The 20,860-nt window shown below is 41.9% G+C and carries 19 protein-coding genes; 15 read left to right on the forward strand and 4 right to left on the reverse strand.

All coding sequences use genetic code 11. The annotated features are described in order from the left end of the window. Positions 1-274: 274 nt before the first annotated feature. Positions 275-721, reverse strand: coding sequence for an IS200/IS605 family transposase (gene tnpA / locus BLQ57_RS06015; RefSeq protein WP_087938432.1), 447 nt, complete (start codon positions 719-721; stop codon positions 275-277). A 633-nt stretch (positions 722-1,354) separates the two neighbouring features. Here tnpA and BLQ57_RS06025 point away from each other — a divergent pair. The 11 genes from BLQ57_RS06025 (at position 1,355) to BLQ57_RS06075 (ending at position 9,225) form a co-directional block, all read left to right on the forward strand. Continuing rightward, complete coding sequence (locus BLQ57_RS06025) at positions 1,355-2,665, forward strand: APC family permease (RefSeq protein ID WP_087938433.1); 1,311 nt, start codon at positions 1,355-1,357, stop codon at positions 2,663-2,665. Then, entirely contained in the window at positions 2,662-3,117 is a 456-nt protein-coding gene (locus BLQ57_RS06030; RefSeq protein WP_240507755.1) for a nuclear transport factor 2 family protein, read from the forward strand. Before BLQ57_RS06025 ends, BLQ57_RS06030 begins: the two co-directional genes overlap by 4 nt. Before the next feature lie 4 nt (positions 3,118-3,121). After that, the gene (locus BLQ57_RS06035; RefSeq protein WP_087938434.1) at positions 3,122-3,901 is read left to right on the forward strand and encodes a hypothetical protein; all 780 of its coding nucleotides are present in this window, start codon (positions 3,122-3,124) and stop codon (positions 3,899-3,901) included. A 3-nt stretch (positions 3,902-3,904) separates the two neighbouring features. Continuing rightward, positions 3,905-4,666 carry a hypothetical protein gene (locus BLQ57_RS06040; RefSeq protein ID WP_087938435.1) on the forward strand — a complete coding sequence of 254 codons (762 nt, stop codon included), beginning with the start codon at positions 3,905-3,907 and terminating at the stop codon, positions 4,664-4,666. A gap of 31 nt (positions 4,667-4,697) precedes the next feature. After that, positions 4,698-4,898 (forward strand): hypothetical protein, encoded by a 201-nt coding sequence (locus tag BLQ57_RS06045; protein WP_087938436.1) that lies wholly within the window; start codon positions 4,698-4,700, stop codon positions 4,896-4,898. A gap of 22 nt (positions 4,899-4,920) precedes the next feature. Then, on the forward strand, positions 4,921-5,451 hold the full coding sequence (locus tag BLQ57_RS06050) for a VOC family protein (RefSeq protein WP_087938437.1): 531 nt from the start codon (positions 4,921-4,923) through the stop codon (positions 5,449-5,451). 3 nt (positions 5,452-5,454) lie between these two features. Next, positions 5,455-6,180, forward strand: coding sequence for a hypothetical protein (locus BLQ57_RS06055; RefSeq protein ID WP_087938438.1), 726 nt, complete (start codon positions 5,455-5,457; stop codon positions 6,178-6,180). A 33-nt stretch (positions 6,181-6,213) separates the two neighbouring features. After that, positions 6,214-6,927 carry a DUF6090 family protein gene (locus tag BLQ57_RS06060; protein ID WP_087938439.1) on the forward strand — a complete coding sequence of 238 codons (714 nt, stop codon included), beginning with the start codon at positions 6,214-6,216 and terminating at the stop codon, positions 6,925-6,927. Then, the gene (locus BLQ57_RS06065; protein WP_087938440.1) at positions 6,924-7,331 is read left to right on the forward strand and encodes a DUF6090 family protein; all 408 of its coding nucleotides are present in this window, start codon (positions 6,924-6,926) and stop codon (positions 7,329-7,331) included. Before BLQ57_RS06060 ends, BLQ57_RS06065 begins: the two co-directional genes overlap by 4 nt. Before the next feature lie 689 nt (positions 7,332-8,020). Continuing rightward, positions 8,021-8,398, forward strand: a complete 378-nt coding sequence (locus BLQ57_RS06070; protein WP_087938441.1) for a response regulator transcription factor — start codon at positions 8,021-8,023, stop codon at positions 8,396-8,398. A gap of 257 nt (positions 8,399-8,655) precedes the next feature. After that, positions 8,656-9,225, forward strand: coding sequence for a porin family protein (locus BLQ57_RS06075; protein WP_087938442.1), 570 nt, complete (start codon positions 8,656-8,658; stop codon positions 9,223-9,225). A 131-nt stretch (positions 9,226-9,356) separates the two neighbouring features. Here BLQ57_RS06075 and BLQ57_RS06080 read toward each other — a convergent pair whose 3' ends face one another. The 3 genes from BLQ57_RS06080 to BLQ57_RS06090 all read right to left on the reverse strand — a co-directional run bounded on the left by BLQ57_RS06080 (position 9,357) and on the right by BLQ57_RS06090 (position 13,522). Then, entirely contained in the window at positions 9,357-9,794 is a 438-nt protein-coding gene (locus tag BLQ57_RS06080) for a hypothetical protein (RefSeq protein ID WP_092824023.1), read from the reverse strand. A gap of 19 nt (positions 9,795-9,813) precedes the next feature. Next, positions 9,814-10,038 (reverse strand): hypothetical protein, encoded by a 225-nt coding sequence (locus BLQ57_RS06085; protein ID WP_087938444.1) that lies wholly within the window; start codon positions 10,036-10,038, stop codon positions 9,814-9,816. 226 nt (positions 10,039-10,264) lie between these two features. Then, positions 10,265-13,522 carry a S41 family peptidase gene (locus tag BLQ57_RS06090; RefSeq protein ID WP_087938445.1) on the reverse strand — a complete coding sequence of 1,086 codons (3,258 nt, stop codon included), beginning with the start codon at positions 13,520-13,522 and terminating at the stop codon, positions 10,265-10,267. 347 nt (positions 13,523-13,869) lie between these two features. On the opposite strand from BLQ57_RS06090, the gene BLQ57_RS06095 reads away from it, so the two are divergent. From BLQ57_RS06095 to BLQ57_RS06110, 4 genes are read left to right on the forward strand one after another with little or no spacing between them, the layout of a single operon-like run. Continuing rightward, positions 13,870-15,150 (forward strand): oxygenase MpaB family protein, encoded by a 1,281-nt coding sequence (locus BLQ57_RS06095; RefSeq protein ID WP_087938446.1) that lies wholly within the window; start codon positions 13,870-13,872, stop codon positions 15,148-15,150. Then, positions 15,147-15,821: a transmembrane-type terpene cyclase gene (locus tag BLQ57_RS06100; RefSeq protein WP_087938447.1), complete on the forward strand. Its 675-nt coding sequence runs from the start codon at positions 15,147-15,149 to the stop codon at positions 15,819-15,821. Before BLQ57_RS06095 ends, BLQ57_RS06100 begins: the two co-directional genes overlap by 4 nt. 2 nt (positions 15,822-15,823) lie before the next feature. Further along, entirely contained in the window at positions 15,824-17,209 is a 1,386-nt protein-coding gene (locus BLQ57_RS06105) for a sensor histidine kinase (protein WP_087938448.1), read from the forward strand. Further along, on the forward strand, positions 17,202-20,858 hold the full coding sequence (locus BLQ57_RS06110; RefSeq protein WP_087938449.1) for a two-component regulator propeller domain-containing protein: 3,657 nt from the start codon (positions 17,202-17,204) through the stop codon (positions 20,856-20,858). The genes BLQ57_RS06105 and BLQ57_RS06110 overlap by 8 nt, the downstream gene beginning before the upstream one ends. Positions 20,859-20,860 lie beyond the last annotated feature (2 nt).

Raw genomic sequence — 20,860 nt, forward strand, 5'->3', positions numbered from 1 at the left:
TTGGATTATAAATCCACACATTTCATGTGTGGCTAATCGTATTCAACCACTTCGTGGTTGATGGGAGAAAAGATATTGATTCCTGAAGTACTTTCTCTCCGTGGGGGGAAGTTGTATGAATAGATAAAGATTCCTGAAAAGCTTGCCCGCCGAGGCGGGGAATCAATATGATTAGCCCCACATGCCAACGTGGGGTAGAAAACGGACATTCCCATCTGGTTTTCCCAACCACAACGTGGTTGAATTTGAAAAAAACTAAATACAAAAATTTCAATCACAATAAATATTTCTTGTCAAACTCAATCCCATTCTCTTCCAAAATCTTTTTGTATTCATCCAAAAAATCAACCTTTTGGTGGTGCTCCTGCTGGTTTTTGATGTATTCGATCAGATTATCTTTGGAAGAATAATTGACAGTAAAAGCTCCGTACCCTTTTTGCCAACCCTCAAAATGATTAAATAATCCATTCCTCTTAATCATATTTGAAGTTGCCAATTTGATATCCTTGATCAATGAGGAAACCGCAATCGTCGGATGGATATGGGTAAAAATATGAAGGTGGTCTTCCATTCCATTGATCCGATAGAGATGACAGTTTTTATTTTTGAGAAGACCGAAGATGAATGCGAACAATTCAGACCGTCCATTTTCTGAAAGAGTTGGTTTACGCTGATGAGTTGAAAAAATAATATGATAAAGAAGTTGTGTATAGGTACTCATAGCTGAAAATCAATTTGTTAAGATTCAATTTAAATAAAATTGCGTTAAAAATCAGAAATTGAAACTAAATAAAAGGTTTCAAATTCAACCCCAATAGGGTTGAATGGATCAATCGTCTTCTGGATTAGAAATCCACACATTTCATGTGCGGCTAATCAGATTCAATCACTTTGTGATTGATGGACAAAAAGGGAATGTTAATATTAGATCTTTCCATTTCAGTGTATCAATTGCTGTTTCTATGATTCCTAAAGAGCTTGCCGTGGCGGGGAATCAATTCGATTAGCCCCACATGCCAATGTGGGGTAGAGAACGCTCATACACCCCGAATTTCCCAACCCTGACGGGCTTGACTACCGGTAGAATTGAATTTGAAAATCTGTTTGACTAAGCAACAATTTGCATCAATCCCAAATCTCCCGAAAAATAATCAGCACTGTTTGGGGAAGAAAATCCTACACTTCGTCCTAAGTCAACACTCTGGAACCATTGATTTTTTTATCTTAATCCTTAATGAATGCATCAAACATTTGAATCCTATCAAGGAAGTCCACCAGTTCCTTAAACGATTTAATTTTCTATTTTAATGAAAATGATAAAATATTCCATCCATCCCCATTTTTCGACATTCCTATGAAAACCACCCAAGAAGGATTAAAACGCGAAGTCGGCGTATGGGGTCTCTCGGCCAATATTGTCAATATCATCGTTGGGGCGGGGATTTTTGTCCTGCCGGCGATTATCGCCGAAATTATGGGGGCTTCGGGAATCATTGTTTACTTGTTTTGCGGATTTCTGATTTCCTTGGTGATGTTATGTTTCGCAGAAGCGGGAAGTAAAGTGACTCGGTCTGGAGGAGGATATGCCTATATTGAAACAGCTTTTGGGCCATTTCCCGGATATTTAGCAGCTGTATTTATGGTGATGGGAGGTGTTTTTTCGGATGCTGCAGTTGCCAATGCACTGACAGAATTAGTCGGGTTAATTTTTCCCATATTCACAAATCAATATGGTAGATTAGTCTTCATGTTAGTAATATTTGGCGGGTTGGCATTACTTAATTTGATTGGGGTAAAGCAGGGAATAGGATTAGTCAAGATCAATACTGTTGCCAAGCTCACCCCGATTTTACTCTTGATTTTGATAGGCTGGAAAGATGTTTCACTCTCCAATTTGTATTGGGAAGGCTCTCCAACTCTCCAAAATTTCGGAGAGGCTTCGCTTATTTTATTCTTTGCTTTTCAAGGTGGAGATACCGGACTGAGCGTAGGCGGAGAAATCAAAAACCCTCAAAAGACTGTTCCGAAAGCCATTTTTATTGGAATTTCATTTGTGCTGATTCTTTATATACTCATTCAGACTGTCGCCCAGGGAGTTTTGGGGACAGATTTGGCTCAGTTTAAAGAGGCACCATTGGCAGAAACGGCCAAGATTGTTTTTGGTCCGGTGGGTTATACCATTCTATTCATTGGTGCAGGGATTTCCATGTTTGGCATGTTGAGTGGGGAGATTCTCAACGTGCCAAGAGTGATATATGGGTTGGCAAGAGATCAAATAATTCCCCTAGACAAGTTGGCTTTGATTCATCCCAAGTTTAAGACTCCTTATCTGGCAATAATTCTTTATGCCGGGCTGGGCTTTTCAATGGCAGCGGCAGGAGGATTTAGGCAGTTGGCAGTCATCGCTTCAGGAAGTATGTTGTTGGTTTATTTTGGTGTGTCGCTTTCCGTGATCAAACTCCGAAAAATGAAAGAAACCGCTCCGGGAGAATTCAAAATCCCCTTTGGAAAAACGGTTCCTATCCTTTCAGCAGGAATTATCCTGTACTTCCTATCCAATCTCACTGGATATGAGATGACAGGAACCCTCATTTTAATAGGAACATTGTCATTGATTTACTATTTGGTTAAGTTTTTTGAAAAGAGAAATAGCCTACGGAAATGAAAAAAACCAAACATATTGTGATCCTGATAAGCATTATTGGTTTCATATTTTGTATGCAGAATGTCGAGGCGCAGGAGTCGGATAAACAAGAAATCTTTTTTCAAAGAAGCGCTTCGAATGAAGCCCTTCGGGTATTTGATGAGGAATTGAATTCAACGTTTTTGACGGATGATGTGCTGATCACCACGGGGGCAGGCACTTTGATTTCAGGAAAAAAGGAATTGATGAAATATATCCAAGAATCGTCTGGCCCAAGAATGTATTGGATCCGGACTCCGGATGAGGTACTGGTCAATCCCAGAACTATGTTGGCATGGGAAACAGGAACCTGGAAAGGATATGTAGAAGGTTCGGATGAGGCAGTAGTTGGAGGCAAGTACTCCGCCCAATGGACCAAAGTTTCGGGGACTTGGCTGATTCAATCGCAATTGTTTGTCACTTTGGAAAATTAAACTGATGGAAGAAAATCAAATCTCCGAAACTGATAAAGACCTTTCCAACAAGGAGCTAATTAATTCTTTGAAAAAGAAAAACTGGAAATCCTATTTCAAGGAGTTTTTTATGCTGTTTTTGGCAGTTTTTTGTGGATTCCTGGCGGAGAACTATCGGGAAAGCAGGGTAGAAAAGCAAATAGAAAGACAGTTTATCAAATCCTATATTGAGGATTTAAAATCCGATACCGCTTCTATTAGACAAGTTCTTGATATCGCGAAATTGAAAAAGTCCAAAATGGACTCGCTTATGTTGCTTTTAAAAAATCAGAGCATCGAAGGGCATGAAAATGAGTTGTATTTTTTTGGAAGAATTCTAATAAGAGGATTTAGTTTTCAGAGCAATGACCGCACCTTTTCTCAATTGAAAAATTCAGGGTCTACACGATTGATTCGAAATAAACAGGCGACCGATAGCATTATCGCCTATCAGAAATTAGTAGAACAGTTAGACTGGAACTACCTAGACGAGAAAAGGGTGCGCTACGAAGCATTAAATTATATTATTCAGATTTTTGACCCCTTTGTTTTCGACGAAATGATCACTGAAACCGGTATCGGTATCAGTAGAACTTCCGGCAATCCACCGCTTCGTTCCTATGACCCCTCTCTTCAGCAAGACCTAGCCCATTGGGCGCACCAATTGGAGGGGAGTGATTACATCATCACTACCAAGTTGAAAAAGCTCATTGAAAGTGCAGTTGAGCTGATTGCTTTACTTACCAAAGAATATGACCTTGAGTAGAAAATGGAAGAAAATCAAGAAATAGCGGAAAGCGGGAAAGACATTTCCAATATTGAAATGATCAGCTCCTTGAAAAAGAAAAACTGGAAATCTTATTTCAAGGAATTTTTTATGCTGTTTTTGGCTATTTCCCTAGGATTTTTTGTAGAAAACCAGCGAGAAGCCTACGTCGAAAACAAAAGTGCCAAAGTCCTCGCGCAATCCATGTTGGAAGATCTGGAACAAGATACCACCGCCTTGCACTCAGCCATTCGATTCAACAAAGAAAAAGAATTCGAAATTTCATCCCTGATGAAAATTCTCAATAGTCCCCAAAGCACTTGGGATACTTTGGCCATTTACCAGAAAATGACAGCAACCTTCGCCACTTTCCCTTTTTCTCCGACAGATGGTACCTATACCCAAGTGAAATCTTCCGGTACACTCCGATTCTTTGAACAGAGTCTGGTGAATCAAATGAATGCCTATGACAATCAGCTTAGGAAAACCCTATTTCGGGACGAACTGATTGAGAAAGCGGAGTGGGAACTAGTGCCGCTGGGTGCTGAGATTTTGAATTTTGAAGTGACGGGAGAGTTACGGTTCAACAAGTCTATCACCCGGGAAATGTATCTTAAAATTCCGGACAAACGAACCCTAGATATTTTCATCAACAAAATAGCTGTGGTTCGAACAATGATGGGACGCTCAATACAAGAATATGAAGCGCAGCTACTTCTTGGAGAAGAACTGATCAAGGCAATCAAAGACAACTATAAATTGTAGTATCGATGGAAATAAAAAATGAAAAAGACCCATGCTAAACTTTTTCCGAAAAATCCGTCAAAAACTCCTTCAGCAAAACCAAGTGACTCGTTACTTGGCTTACTCGGTCGGAGAAATATTTTTAGTGGTCATAGGAATATTGGTAGCTCTTCAGGTAAACAACCGGAACGAAGTCACTCAACTTGAAAAGCTGGGATTACATTTTAGAATTAATCGGGTAAGTAAATATTAAATTTTTACTAAAACATAGAAACATGAAAACAGTACTTTGTCGATCAATTCACGAGAGAATTCTCCCATTTTTAGTATTTCTGGCAATTTTGAGTTGTGAGTCCAATACAGCAACAAGTCCCAAGACCCCTCAGTTTAACCATGTGTATTTGCATGTATCAGACATGGATAGATCATTGGCTTTTTATACCTCAGCTTTCGATTTGGAAGTGACAAAGCACATCAGAAAATTAAAGCGGACCTTGGAAGATGGTCAAACGGTAGAACAGGAGATCAATTTGGCTTTACTGAAATTTCCGGGACATTATTTCGCATTGGAAATTGGAGAAACACTTGATTCTCTAGCCAGTAATATTCTAGCCAGCTTTGCCCATGTAGGTATTGAGGTAGAGGATATTGAATCAGCCAGTGAGCGAATTATTAAGGCGGGAGGATTATCCTCTAGACCGATTACGCAGGTAGAAACGGAAAGCATTCAAGCCAAAACCGCATTCTTCACAGGTCCAGATGGAGAAACTATAGAACTCATGCAAATCATTTCAGGAAATTTTTGATATATGAAACGAATCCTATCCACCCTCAAAGAAAAATGGCCGGAATACTTTTTTGAGATTCTAGTTCTGATCATCGGTATCTGGGGCGCCTTTGAGCTATCAAACTATGGGGAAAATAAAAACCGCAAGAGGGCTGAAATTGAAATCCTGAAAGGTTGTAAGACAGAATTGGTGACCGACTTGGCAGAAATCAATTTCAATATGAATGAACTCAGGAAAAGCCAGAACGCCTTAAACCTGCTCCTTGAAGTTCTGGAAAATGACGGTTCCTACAACGATTCTCTAGCTTTTCACTTCAATTACACCCTTCTACCCATCCATTTTGTCCACTCGACGAGCTCCTTTGAGACCGCTAAATCCAAGGGATTGGATATCATATCCAACGCCAATATCCGCAGCAAGCTGATCGCTGTCTATGATTCCCAATATGATTTTTTCCTCAAAGCTGAACAGGAAGAATTGGCGGAAGTGCAATACCACATGAGGCATATATTACCAGGCCGGTTTGAATCAGGACATAATTTTGAGGGTAAGGATAATACTTTTGATGGAAGCATGGTTCCCCTAGACTTTGAATCCCTCAAAAGGGATCAGGAGTACCGCTATTTTATTAAAACACAACAAAATCGCACCAGATCCTATATCGGCTATTTTTACGAAAACCTAAGAAAATCAGTGGAATCGATGATCCAAGACTTGGACGTGGAAATCAAACGGCTGGAAAAATGAAAAATCTTCACTTAAAAGAAATTTGCAACTAATATGATCTCACTTTTTCGCAAAATCCGCCAAAAACTCCTGAAGGAAAATAAATTAGGTAATTATGTAAAATATGCAATCGGAGAGATTTTTCTAGTTGTAGTGGGCATTTTGATAGCACTTCAGATCAATACCTGGAATGAAGCGCGTAAAACCAAAAAGTTTGAAAATGAGATCCTTTTTCTAATCGACCAAAATCTTCAGCAAGATTCCTTGATATTATCTCAAGAGCTATTCAAGGCTAATAAAGCGATTGAATTAACCGACCGTCTGATAGAACAAGTTGCTCTCAAAAACTACAGTGACAGCTTAAATAGCTGGATGGGAAAAATTATTTCCTTCGAACGGTTTCAATCTCAGTCCAGCGCTTTTGAAGTTTTGAAGGCGAAAGGGATAGAGATTATTTCAGATAAAGAGCTCCAACTTGCCCTCATTTCTTATTATGATGTGAGTTTATTTGAGGTTTATCAAAGTTTGGATGATGTTGAAAGCGCATTCAATGCCGACTGGATACCAGTAATCAAGCAAGAATTCTCTGATTTCAAGTGGAGAGATTTTTGCCAGCCTGTAGATCCCAAAATCTTCTTTGAAAAGCCCTCTACCCTAGTTCTTTTTAAAATATTCCAAGACAACAGGGAAGGATCAGTTAGAAATATTGAAGGTGCACTTCGAAGGATTCATGAAATCAGATCCCTCACAAAAACCTACGTTCAATGATCTCGCTTTTTCGCAAAATCCGCCAAAAACTCCTGCAAGAAGGTAAAATTGTGAATTATCTTAAGTACGCCATAGGCGAAATCCTGCTAGTAGTTATCGGAATCCTGATTGCGCTTCAAGTAAATAATTGGAATCAAAACCGAATTAATTCAAAACAAGAATATAGCTATTATCAGCGCCTATTGGAAGATATTTTGGAGGAAAAAATAATCCTCGAGGCTACTCTAAATTATTCGAATCAAGTGATCCTCCATGCCAAAAACGCTATGGCTATTTTTGAAAATTCTACAAATGCTAACCCAAACCCGCTAGAAAATTTATTGGATTTGGATTATGATTTGGCTAAATCTGTAGTAGAAGACTTAAGGAAGGACGAAAGCTTAAAAAAGATTTACGGTTTTTAATCGGAAATGAGACCGGCAAAATAAATGATCTCAAGCCGATAGAAATGCAATTAAATGAACTCCTTGAATTACTACAAAACCTCGTCAAGGCCTAGATTCTGAATTAAACTCCAGAATTACTTCTATTAAGTCCTATCAAAATTCGGAAAAATAAAATTTGGTTTACCAAAGGGGCGGAATTCCGGCTGACCGTGAGACTCACCGAGAAAATTACAATTTGTCTTAATAGAAAATAGGATGGTTCATCCCTAAACATGGCCCAGCCCATTTTCAATTATAAAAAATATCAATTCAATTCGCATGAATTAAAAATAACGCTTGGGGAATTTTAATTGACCCTCGGACAGAAAACTAGTACTTCTGTCCCATATCTTTTTCTTTTGTGGCTATTTATCAAGAACTTCAATACATAAACAGGTGCCTTTTGAAACTTAACACATTTACAAAAGCTTAGCACCAACCTTCAGTATTTTTTTTAGTTGATAAGCAACAACAGCACTTTTTAGGTCACTTGGAAAATAAGTCTTCCAAGTGACTTTCACTGCTTAAATAAAACTGAAAACAAATCGCCGGGAAAAGGATTAATAGGGTTCGGACAATAAATCCTATATTTCGTACAGACACAATTTTATTAGACCAATTAATTTTTAACTTAGTGTCAGTTGCTTACTATTTTTCAACAATAAATTATGAAATTTCTAATTGTAGATGATGAACCGGATGTAGAATCCTTGTTTCGTCAAAAATTAAGAAAGGAAGTTCGAAGCGGAACTGTAGAGTTGGAGTTTGCCTTTTCGGGAATAGAAGCCTTAGAAAAACTTCACGCCAAAGTCCCGCCTGATGTACTCTATATTTTTTCTGATATCAATATGCCCGGCATGACAGGATTAGAACTGCTGGAAAAAGTAAAATCCGAGTTTCCACACATTCATGTAAGTATGATATCTGCCTATGCAGATATGGAAAATCACGACCGGGCGATCAATTCTGGGGCTAAAGAATTCTTTACCAAACCGCTTAATTTCGAATCCATTCGATCAGAAATATTGACAGTCCTGCCAAATTGACCTTTTTTTTACTCGATAAGTTTCAGTATAACCAATTAAACAGGCACTTGGAGGCCATTCAGCGATGTTAAATTAAATAGTTATTTTTATTTTTTATTCTTTAGTAAAAAATCTATTCGGGGCATCATTTATGCACTATATATTTCCAATTGACCGGCGAAGGATCAAACCAATTTTTGCGCCAGAAAACTTAAAAACTCCAGATCAAAGGGAGCTCTCCCGTTTTTTCAATTGATCACTATTCTAAAAAAAAGATTATGAAACTGTATTCTATTGGATTACTGGTAGCCTTTATGATGATGGGGACTCTAAATGCCCAAAACATCAACGTCGGCATCAAAGGGGGGCTTAACAGCTTCACCGTAGCAAATGGAAATTTTGACCAGAAAATCGGTCTCCATCTCGGATTATTGGGACACATACATGTTACCGATAATTTCGGCCTGCAACCCGAAATCTACTTTTCCGCTCAGGGAGCAAAAATCGGCAACTCCTCCACTGATCTCAACTTGGACTATATCAATATCCCCGTGCTTTTTCAGTATATGTTTGATAATGGATTCAGACTGCAGGCCGGGCCTCAGTTGGGTCTTTTGATCGGGGCCAACACAGTCGCTGGAAACACCACCGTGGATGTGAAAAACGACTTCAAAAGCATCGACTTGGGAGTTGCTATCGGAGCAAGTTATATTCACACTCCCTCTGGATTTGGCGTGGATGCGCGATACAATATAGGAACAAGCAACATCAGTGAATTCGCCTCTAATGATTACAAAAATCAAGGCTTGCAACTCGGTGTCTTCTACTTGTTTAAGCATAGAAATTAAGGCTAACAATCATTGAAAAAGAGGCTGGATCTTGTGGTCCAGCCTCTTTTTTTTTGTCTGCTAGGGACGATTTCCGCATTAGGCAAGAATAAAATGCGCAGAGGAATAAATTCTCTCCCCTACCCAGATTTTTAAGTGTTTTCATTCTTCAAGACATACACACTTCCTTCCTTTTCAAAAAAGAATTTTGCATCTACTTTTGGGAACCTGTAAGAGTCTTTATCCGAAGATTCTGAATTCTCCCATAACTGATTCAAATCTAAAATCCTTGGAAAAAGAGAATATGCCACAATACGCTGATGATCGATATACAAAACCAAAATATGGCTATCACTTTGAGTTAAACTTGAAAGGTTATAATACCCCTTTAGTTCGTTAAAGTTTGGGTCGGCATAAGGTTTCACTACGAGTAAAGAATCCCAATTCGGTATAGAAGCCAGCTCGGTAAAATCTAATAAGAATTGACTGGGAATTTGATCCGGGATCGCCAAATCAATTTTTGTAGGAGTAATCCTGTCACATCCAAAAAAGGCAAGAAAAAAGACAGAAAAAGCGAAAATTCTCATCATTTATCCTCCTCCAAAATACTCAAAATTTGATCAAAACCAGTTTTCTATCCTCCGAAGAGGTGTAAAAGAATCCAATACGATTTCCTTCTATATCCTCAATGAGATTCAATAGATTATTTTTATTCCTCACACAATCAATGATTTCATCCACATACCTAACATATCCGATTTCCAGATCCACGCCCTTAACGCCAATTGGATTCCAGCTTTTAAGGGCTTCATTTATTTCATAATTAATATCCATTTAATAGTCGGTTAAGTAGGTAACTATTTTATCACAATTCCAAGTTCCTGGATTTGCCTCAATTACAGTTCCAATAGTTTTCCCGTTAACTGGTTACAAAATTCTAAGTTGATAACCATATCCATAAGGCAACCTAACAACCGATCCATTATTCAGAACGCTTTACCGAGGTCAGTGCCATTCGGCCAAAGGCTGATCTCCACCGACCACTAAATATATTCAACCCTCAATCCTTCCCATTCCTAAAACTCACATCCGGATATGCCGGCGGTGCAGGTACAGGTCTTGGGTCTTTTTGGATCAATTCTTTCAAATGCTCGATCGCCGCATCCAGTTGGGCATCTTTTCCATCAAAAGTCGCCTTGGGCAAATTGATCACCTCGATATCCGGGATAAATCCCACTCCCTCAATCAGCCATTCGGTACCATTTTCAGTCTCACCATAAACCCCATTCATCGGAGCCCTAGCAATCCCATTATCCGAAAGCGTATTGGCTCCGGAAAGCCACACTTCGCCACCCCAAGTTCTCGCACCGATGGCTTTGCCCATACCCAATCGGCGGAAGCCTTCGGCAAAAGCTTCTCCATCCGAAGCCGTAAACTCATCCACCAACAAGACCAAATGGCCGCGGAAAGCATAATTCATATTCCAATAGGGTTCTCCCGTTCGGCTTTTCCAGTAGAAAAAGGCTTCCCGCATCAACTTCTCCAAAATAAAGCTGTCGATATTTCCGCCCCGATTATGCCGCACATCGATGATCAATCCCTTTTTCTTAAACTGCGGGTAAAAATCCCGGTACCACTGACCGATATCTCCTGCCGTCATCGCTCTCAGATGCACATAGCCGATGTCTCCGTTGGATTTTTCCTCTGCTTCTAGCCTGCGAGTGTATTCCCAGTCATTGTAGCGCAGGTTGTTTTCCTGACCCACAGTCATCGGGTGGATGATATGATCACCTTTACCAGCTACTGCTAGTCGAACCTGCTTTCTAGCCTTATCCCGAAGCAAAACCTGCATGTCCGCTACGTCCAAAACGGAAGTCCCGTCTATATGTGTGATTACATCCCCTTCTTGAAGCCCCAAAGCCGGATGCGACAAAGGAGATTTTTCATCCGGGTAATCCGGATCACTTTGGAAGATGTAATCGATTTGATAGCCATTTTGGGCTTTGGAAAAAAGCCCTCCCAGCATCCCAAATTGAATAGAATCATCCCCATCTCGGGTATCCCCTCCACGCACAGAGGTATGCAAAACCGAAAGTTCGCCGATCAATTCTCCGATCACATCCGACAATTCATTTCGTGTTGTCACTCGGTCCACAAGCGGAAGATATTTCTCGTACATGGCATCCCAATCCACTCCGTGCATACCCACATCATAGAAATAATCCCGCTCCATGCGCCAAGCATCGGTATAGATCTGCTTCCAATCTTCTCTCGGGTCTATACTAAATTTCCAGCCACTCAAATCCAGTTTGTTTTTGGACAAATCCGAAACCGGCGAAGTCCCCAACTCCACTAGGAAATGATTGGAACCCTGTCGAAGTAAAGCATACTTGTTGTTTCCTGAAACTGCATAACTATTGATTTTGTCGGCGAAAACCTTCTGCTCCGCCTTTTCAGAAATTGGAGTCATCATCAGCGCAGGCTCATCCTCATTGGAGGCACCTCCACCGTAGTAAATTCCCGGACCTGGGCCGACCCGATGGTAGTACAAGGCCTTTTCGGTCACGATCAGGTTTTTGTAATTTCCTGCAGGCACAGGTACTTCCTGCACACGTTGCATCAGTCCTTCTTCATCTATCATCACTGTCACCGGACCTTCTGATTTTTTCTCCTCTGCTTTCAATTCATTTTTTGGAGTGAAAGGAGAGATCAGGCCTTTCTGTAAGGGGATGTGATAGATTTTCATCTGCTTTTCCCAAAAAGGCTCCGGCTGACGCTGTCCCCAAGGGCTACCGACTTTGGTCTCGAAATTCCGGTCGGAAAGGATATAAATCCACTTTCCATCCGCACTCCACTGTGGGCTGAGACTATTGGTGCGATCAGAAGTAAGCGTGATGCGCTTTTCGGTGGATGGATTAAATACAAAGAGCTGAGTAAAGGTATTCGAAGCGGCCTGTCCATAGGCCAACCATTGACTGTCGGGAGACCAAGCCATACTTCCGTGAAGATCTTCGTCTGTCAGATTGGCTTTGACTGTTTTACCCGATTCCATATTTCTAATCCAAAGGTCATTGTTCAGATCGTACCAAGCCAGCCATTTTCCGTCAGGGGAAGGGGTCAAATTGAATCGGAGCGTTTCCCCATCTTCCGTCAATTGCTTTCCTTGGTCCAAGCCCAAACCGGAATACTGATGAATCTCAAATTCCCCGCTCTCATCCGAAAAGGTCAAAATATCCTTCGAGTCGGTAGAAAAAACCGCATCCCGATAACGAACGCCGTCTTTGCGACTTAGCCGAACCATTCTTCCATCCTTGGCAGGAAAAACAAACACCCGACCCCGAGCAGTCAAAGCGACTTTCTCTCCGTCATTGGCTACCGAAATATTGGTGATGTAAGAGGCAGGATTATCCACCCAGTTTTCGCGCAGCTGATCAAAATCCGAAACCAAATTGATGGCAATTTTCTCCTTTTGCCCCTCGCCCAAATCTATGCGATACAAGTCTGCGCCGGATCGATAAACCAGCGTATTTCCCGATAGGGAGTACTCTCTTACATCGTAAGATTCTTCTTGAGTGTGCTGCTGAATATCTGATCCATCTGGACTCATCGACCAAACATTTTGGATACCATCCCGGGAGGAAATAAAATAGACCCGACCATCATGGAAGACGGGATGATGATCTTCACCATAGTAGTTTTGAGTCAATTTTACGGCTTCCTCAGTACCATCGGTATATTTCCAGAGTTGCCGGGCGGTACCGCCTTGATAGCGCTTGGTCACATTGCCATGAAAGGTTGGCCGAACAAAAAAGTAAGTCTCTCCCGCATCATCGAAGCTACCCTCTGCCGCCATTTCCAGCGGAATAAATGATTTTTGACCCGAATTAATGTCAAAAATGACGGTTCGCAAACGGGGTAAAGTGGAATATTGATTGGTTACATAGGCCACTTCACTTTCAGAACGCCAAGCTGTGGGAATAGAAGCCATCGGCTCAAAGGTCAGTCTGCGGGGAAGCCCACCCGAAATGGGCATCACATAGACCTCGGTAGGGCCTTCGTAGCTGGCAGCATAGGCCACCCATTTTCCATCGGGAGAGATTTTGGGGTTGGACTCGTCTCCAGGATGAGTCGTGAGTCGAGTGGCCATTCCACCTTCGGTAGATGCCATCCAAATGTCTCCCTCTGCCACAAACACCACGGTATTCTCATGGACATCCGGATGCATAAAATATCCCGGACTGGATTGGGCTATAGAAGCGGAGATACCCACCGACACAAACAGTAGGGAAAGAAGAAAATTAGTGTATACGTTTTTCATAATCATTGGTGTTTTAGTCAGAATAAAAACCAGCCTTAATCTATTGTATTTTTTTGGGATATTCTCAAAAGTGACTCACAAACCCTATCAAACCCGAATTTGATACTGTGATTTTGATGTTTTTTTTCTAATTGCCTCATAAATAAATCATTTCCTGCTTCTTTTTACAGATAGTTTTGTAATTTTCAAATGATTAGAATTGAATTTTGTCAAGAAAGTGAAGGACCGATTATCTATTCAAAAATTTCACCTAGACTGCAAGGTTTTTTCCCTTAGACATAGAACTTCAGCCCCCCTTCTATCAAATCTAAAATGAGTGAAAACCAAGAATTTTTAAACCATTTACTATGACTCCAATCGCCTGGATTTTATGGGGACTGTTGATCTTTTTTCTGATTGCTTCCTCGATTTTTGTTTTAAAAAATTGGCGGTTGAGAAAAATAGCAGACCAAAAATTAAAATCTATTGATACTGAATTTACCCATGAGTGGTCAGATTCATTCTTGCTAGAAAAGCGAAAGCATACCGACCCACTTGCTGATCAAACGGTCAAAATGATCATGCAAAAAAAAGAGGAGGGGGAGATCAACCATCTTTTCGAACACATCACCCGGGATAGGGACCGACTGGACAGCAATGCTCCCGACGAGCTCAAGGTCTATTTCGAGCAAAGCAGTAAACTTCCCGAATGGGCTGATGAAGATTTGATGGCCTTGGGACAGCAGATTTACCTCCGTCATGGCTTTTGGGTTTCGCTCTTACTCTCCTATAAGTCCCTCCCTGAATGCTATGCCTGCGCCCATGGAGCAGAGGTGCTTCATAAGACGGCCCGACTCAACGAGCAGCATGGGTCCATGGATACTTTTAGCCGAAGAATCGCCGAAACTGCCCAATTTGTAATTTTTGCCATGCTCCCGGGAGGACTTTCAAAAAAGGGCCGTGGCATGGTGGCTACCCAGAAAGTTCGCTTGATTCACGCTGTCATCCGACACTACATCAAGAGCAAAGGATGGGATGCCGAAAAATACGGAGAACCCATCAATCAGGAAGACATGGCAGGGACCTTGATGTCCTTTTCAGCCTTGATATTGGAGGGGATGGATCAACTAGGCATTGTACTGGAACCTGTCGAACTAGAAGCTTACATGCATTGCTGGAGAGTAATCGGTCATATCGTCGGGCTTGATGATGATATGATCCCGGCCAATGCCAAGGATGCCCTGAAACTCGGGCACAGTATTCTGGATCAGCAAATCGCCGAAAGTGACTCTGGAAAAGCCCTGACCAATGCTTTGGTTGAATGGATCAATTTGAAATCACATCCTTTTTTCAAACCAAAAACCAATGTTGCTATCATGCGATTGATGATGGGAACGGAAATCTCGGACCTTTTGGCAGTACCGGAATCAGATCCTTTGCATCAGCTTAAAATCGAAAAGCGGATCAAACGAATCGCCAAAATCGGTGAATTCCTAGACAAAAGTTTAGTCTTTGCCATGGTCCTCCAATTCTTTACTCGATTTCTATCCCAGTGGATGATCAGTAAAATGACCAATGAAAACGTGATCAATTTCTATCTACCCCGATCCCTGACTCAGGACTGGGGAGCTAAAAAAACACGCTCATGAACCAGCCTTTGATCAATTTTGAAGACTATTCACTTCCGGGATTGGTATTCAATGGAGTGGGCTGCCTGTTTTGGGTGGTAGCCTATGTGATTTTGGTTTTGGAAATTCGTAAAAAGAAATTTGTCGAAATGCCCGCCTACGTGGCTGGAGCAAATATAGGCTGGGAGTTTGTCTGGAGTTGGATTTATCATCCCAATACGGGTTTACTTTTTGCCTTGAGCTATCAAGCGGCCTTTTTATTGGATTGCTTCATCTTTTACTCAGTCCTTCGGTATGGTACCAAGCAGCCCATGAATGCCGAGACTAAAAAACACTTTGCGCTCTTCTGTATCATCAATTTTATCTTTTGGATATTCTTCAGCTATTTCTATAGAAATGAGGGCTATGACACCTTGATCGGAGCTAATTCCGGCTACATCATCAATGTCATCCTGTCTCTGCAATGTGTATTTCTACTGATGCAAACCAAGGATACCAGTCAGTTTTCCATGGTTTTGGCCTGGGCGAGGACACTTGGAACTGGATTGATAACGGTGTCTATGTTTTTCTTTTACCCCGAAAATCACTTTGTACAGTTCTTGGGAGTTTCCTGCTTTCTTCTCGACAGCACCTTCATTTATGTATTGTGGAAAAGACACGGAACCCTCTTTGGAGTCCTAAGTAAAGCCTAATTATGTTTAGAAAAATAACAGAGTACTTTATTCCTCCCGCGAAGTTGGCAGCAGGTGATGAGCTAAGGTCAGAAAGGATTTTCGTGGCTGTACTTTTGATTTCAGCGATTTCTAATTTTATAGGCATCAATCTAGCTGTAGAGATCAATGCCACACTGAATGGCTACTTACTGCTAGTCAATGGCGTGATTAATTTCCTGATACTTATTGCCTATCGATTTGGCCTGGCTAAAAAAGTCGCAGCTTTGCTCTTTTTGACACAGTTTGCGATCAGCTTCCCCATTCAAGCTTGGCTGCAAGGAGGGCTAGTCTCACCGGCAGCTGCGGCATTCTTTCTCTTACCAGCAATAGCGATGCTTATTTTGGGAAAGCGGGCAGCCCTATTCTGGATGGTGGTTTCCGCTTTGTTGAGTTTGGGACTTTTTCTTTTGGAGACTATGGAAGGGGCTCCTGTACCCCAGTATAATTTGGACAAAAAAGAACTTTTTTACTTCTCCTCCATTTTGGGCACCAACATCACCATTTTCATCATCTTATTAGTCTATGAATTGGGCAAATCTCGAGCTTTCCAAAACATTCAGGAAAAGAATGAAGCGCTCATCAATACCCAAGAGCAGCTGATTCAGCAGGAAAAACTTGCCTCACTTGGTCAACTGACTGCCGGTATAGCCCATGAAATCAAAAATCCACTCAATTTCATATTAAACTTTGCCGATGTCAATCAGGAACTGGTAGACGAGCTCAAAGAAAACTTGGAGAAAGGAAGTTCTGCTGACAATTTAGAATTACTGAGAGATATTCAGTTCAACTTGAAAAAAATCCATGATCATGGTGCGCGCGCAGATACCATCGTCAAATCTATGCTTAAGCATAGCAGGGAAAGTTCTGGAAAAAAGGAGCCTGCAGATTTTAATGAATTGGTCAAAGAATATGTCAACCTATCCTTTCACGGAATGCGCGCTGGAAAAGACCCCATCAATGTCAGTATAGAACAAGACCTGGACCCCGGAATCAAAGAAGTCATGATGAATGGAGAAGACTTCTCCCGGGTGATTTTAAACCTTTGCAATAATTCATTTGATGCGCTGAGAGAAAAAATAAAGCAGAATGAGCCTGATTTTCAAGCAAATTTGAAGATTAAGACCATTCGTTTTGGAAATAAACTTAAATTCATGGTCGAAGACAATGGACCCGGTATTCCTAAGGAAATGCAGGACAAAATTCTTCAGCCCTTTTTCACCACTAAAAAAGGAACAGAAGGTACTGGACTGGGGCTTTCAATTTCCCATGATATCATCAAGTCTCATGGGGGAAATCTCCAAATCTCGAGCCTACCCGGCCGCGGAACAATTTTTACAATAGAATTACCTCTAAGCTTAAATGAATAGACTTTTATCCATACCGCTTTTTTTACTTTTCTTTGCTGCCTGCAGTTCGGATCAAAGACCGGAACAGACCATCCCCACGCTGGTGGCTGTTCCCCCCGAGGTTTCCCTTCTGAGTGAGTTAAAAGAGGAAGGAAAACTGAGTAGTACCCCCTTCGAACCCAGTACCAACCCAAAGGCTATCATTCAAACTTCAGGACCAAATGCTCCTCAAAAAACTCCCTTACCCCGCCTGCTGGATGATCAGGGTCAGCTAGTCAGCGACCAAAATGGAAACCCTTTCATCTTAGGTCAGGGCGGAGTTTCACCATTCAAAAAATACACCTCCGAAGAGGGCTTGGCTTTGGACGCGATCAACTGTGCCATAGTGGATGTTAGAGGACATATTTGGTTTGGAACAAACGGAGGAGGTGCCAGTCGCTTTGACGGAGAAGCGTTTACGACTTTTTCAGACGCACAGGGCTTGGTAGAAAATAGTGTTCGCAGCCTCTATGAAGATACTGAGGGCAATATCTGGTTTGGAACTATAGGGGGAGTCAGTAAATATGACGGAAAAGTCTTCACCAATTATTCAGCTGAGCAAATCGGTGATGGGGTCATTTACGCCATAGGGCAAGATCAGGAAGGGAACATGTGGTTTGGAACCAGTTCCGTGGGTGCTGTAAAGTACGATGGCAATCGCTTTGAAGCCTTTGGGAAAGCTGAAGGCATGGGAGAAGATCTTGTCGTCAGCATCCTTTCTGATAGTAGCGGCAACCTATGGTTTGGCACTTATGGAGGAGGACTCAGCAAGCTTTCCAACTCCAAGTTTACCACCTACACCACGGCCGATGGACTGAGTTCTGATCGTGTGCGAGGGATCTACCAAGACAGTCAAGAGAGAATCTGGATCTCTACAATCGGGGGCGGTGTAAGTCTTTTAGAAAATGGAGAATTTACCTCATTCGGCTTAGAGGATGGTCTTGCTGGACTAGTAGTTCGAGCAGCCCAAGAAGACCGAAATGGAAACTTATGGTTTGCCACAGAACGTGGTGTCAGCAAATACAATGGAGAAAGCTTTGTAAGCTATACGACAGCCCATGGGCTGGCAGGAAACAATGTGATGGGAATGGTACTCGACGGGGGTAGCAACCTGTGGTTTTTGACCGATGGTGGTGGAGTGAGCCGCTTAGACGGAGAAGCTTTCACCAATTTTACGACGAGTGAAGGACTGGCCGGAAATATCATTTTGAGTATAGAAGAGGACCAAGAGGGAAATCTCTGGTTTGGGACCAATGGTTTTGGAGTGAGCAAATTTGACGGGGAGTCCTTTACCACGATCAGTACCAACCAAGGCTTGGCGGGCGATATTGTTTTTTGCATGATGCAGGATGAGCAAAACCGGATTTGGTTTGGTACCGGAGGGAATGGTATCAGTATTTTTGACGGGAAGCAATTCATCCAATGGGATAGTTCTGACGGCCTAGCCTCCAATGAAATCTATGCTCTACATCAAGATCGGAAAGGGGGACTTTGGATAGGTACAGACTATGGGATCAATTATATTTTCGAAGGGCAAAATCATTACTTCAATACCGAAAATGGACTTGCGGGAGATGTCATTTTAAGTTTATTCGAAGATCAAACCGGGGCGATGTGGATCGGTTCGGTGGATGGAGGATTAACTCGCTTTGATGGAGAAAAATTTCTGAGATTTACCACATCTCAAGGCCTAGTGGACAATGACGTCATACGAGTATCCGGCGATGAAGCCGGAAATCTCTGGATAGGTACAAGCCATGGCTTGAGCTATCTCTCCCAGTCACAAGTCGAAGATCTAGCCATCCAAGCTGATCAAGTGCTACACTTTCAAAATTTCACCACCGACGAAGGGCTTCCCAATAATCTGATCCAACAAATCAATCCTCTCCCCGATGGTAAAATTGCTATCGGTACAAATTTGGGGATTAGCACCTTTCGGCCAGTTTCCCAAAATGAAACAGAGATCAAAATGGAGGAGATGGAAAATTTCAACTCCGATAATGGATTTCCGGTCAAGGACCTGACTGATGGACAAAACGGGATGTTTTTGGACTCAGAAGGTAATCTCTGGGCAGGTACCGGAAGTGCCCGCACGGGTCTAGTCCGATTTGATTATCCCAATTACGAGCAGATTCAACCTCAACAAAGCCTCTTGATCAAGCAAGTCCGGATCAATGAGGAGGTGATTCCTTGGCATACACTGGCTAGCGAGGACAGCATCAGTGATAGTGGCAGGGCAGTTGCTGATCTTTTTACACAAACCAGTGATGAGTTGATCACTTTGGGCAGAAGGCTAAGTTCTGAAGAAAGACAACGACTACGTGAACGATTCAAAGGGATTAAATTTGAATCAGTAAGAGGCTTTTATCCTATACCCGAAAAACTCACTCTACCCTATCGGCACAACCACCTGAATATTGAATACGGATCCAATGAGATGGCAAGGCCTTTTCTGGTCGAGTACCAATACATTCTAGAGGGCTACGATCAGGAATGGAGCCCAATCCTCCAGCGGACAAGTGCTACTTTTGGAAATATCCAAGAAGGAACATACACCTTTAAAGTTAAAGCTCGCTATGCGGGTACCTCTGACCTCTCTGCCGGAGAATGGTCCGAACCGATCAGTTTTTCGTTTGCGGTCCTTCCCCCCTGGTATCGCAGTTGGTGGGCCTATGTGATCTACGGACTCTTGGCGCTTTCTCTGATCTATCCGATCAATATTTACCTGAGAAACCGAGTAATCAAAGCTGAGCGGGAAAAAGCCAAAGAACGGGAGCTACAGCATGCCAAAGAGATCGAAAAAGCATACGAAGAACTTGCATCCACACATGAAAACCTAAAAGCAACTCAGTCCCAATTGATTCAGGCAGAAAAAATGGCCTCACTCGGGGAGCTGACTGCAGGAATAGCCCATGAGATCCAAAATCCACTCAATTTTGTCAAAAACTTCTCCGAAGTCAGCAAGGAATTGATGGAAGAAATGGAGGATGAGCTTAAAAAAGGAGATTTAGAGGAGGTGAATTATATTGCAAAAGATATTAAAGAAAACCTGGACCGAATTTCACAGCATAGTCTTCGCGCAGACTCGATTGTCAAAGCCATGCTTCAGCATAGCCGAACTAGTGCCGGGGAAAAGGAACCTACCGACATCAATGCTCTTGCCGATGAATGCCTCCACCTTAGTTTCCATGGCATAAGGGCCAAGGAGAAGGACTTCAATTCAGATTTTAAAACGGAGTTTGACCCCAATATTCCAAAGCTAACTGTAATACCACAGGAAATTGGTAGGATTTTGCTAAATATGCTTAATAACGCTTTCTATGCTGTAAATGAAAAATCCCACAAAAATCCTGGTGGAGAGTTCAAACCTCTCGTTTTACTGAGGACAAAAAATACGCTGGGAGGTATCGAGATTACTATCGAAGACAATGGCACGGGGATACCCAGTGAAATCGTGGGTAAAATATTTCAGCCATTCTTTACCACAAAACCTACGGGCCAAGGCACCGGACTTGGCCTGTCACTAAGCTATGACATTGTGAAGTCTTACGGAGGTGACCTCAGGGTCAAAAGTAATACGGACGAACCCGCGGGGACTTCTTTTACTATATATTTACCAAGCCAACCTTGACC

Source organism: Algoriphagus faecimaris (assembly GCF_900101705.1).
Classification (GTDB): Bacteria; Bacteroidota; Bacteroidia; order Cytophagales; family Cyclobacteriaceae; genus Algoriphagus; species Algoriphagus faecimaris.